Origin of the sequence: Deinococcus alpinitundrae (assembly GCF_009982895.1) — a bacterium.
In the GTDB taxonomy this organism is placed as follows: domain Bacteria; phylum Deinococcota; class Deinococci; order Deinococcales; family Deinococcaceae; genus Deinococcus; species Deinococcus alpinitundrae.
In genome coordinates this window covers 1-310 of the sequence record NZ_WXZL01000178.1, presented here as the reverse complement: position 1 = coordinate 310, position 310 = coordinate 1, and the positions used below count along the sequence as shown (strand labels likewise).

Annotated in this window: 1 protein-coding gene; it reads right to left on the bottom strand. The window is 57.4% G+C overall.

All coding sequences use genetic code 11. The annotated features are described in order from the left end of the window. On the bottom strand, window positions 1–100 hold a 100-nt coding region (locus GUI70_RS25520; protein ID WP_368733643.1), incomplete at its 3' end, for a hypothetical protein. Window positions 101–310 lie beyond the last annotated feature (210 nt).

Sequence of the window (310 nt, the reverse complement as noted above, 5' to 3'; positions counted from 1 at the left end):
TCGACCACCCGACGACCTCGCGAGTGAAGCTGTCCAGTACGCACGCCAGGTAGACGAAACCCTGTTTGACTCGGACGTCCGTGAGGTCAGCCTGCCAGATCTGATCGGGTCCGGTCGGAATGACATGCGGCAGCAGGTTGGGAAACCGGGTCTCGCTGTGCTTGGAATCCGTGGTGGTCTGATATCGACGTTTGGGTCGGCACAGCAGCCTGTATTTGATTAGCGGTCTGTGTAGGATCCGTAATGGAGCGCGTTCAAGCTAGGTGCGTCACCTTCAAGATTGCTAACTTGGCATGCACCACAACGGCCT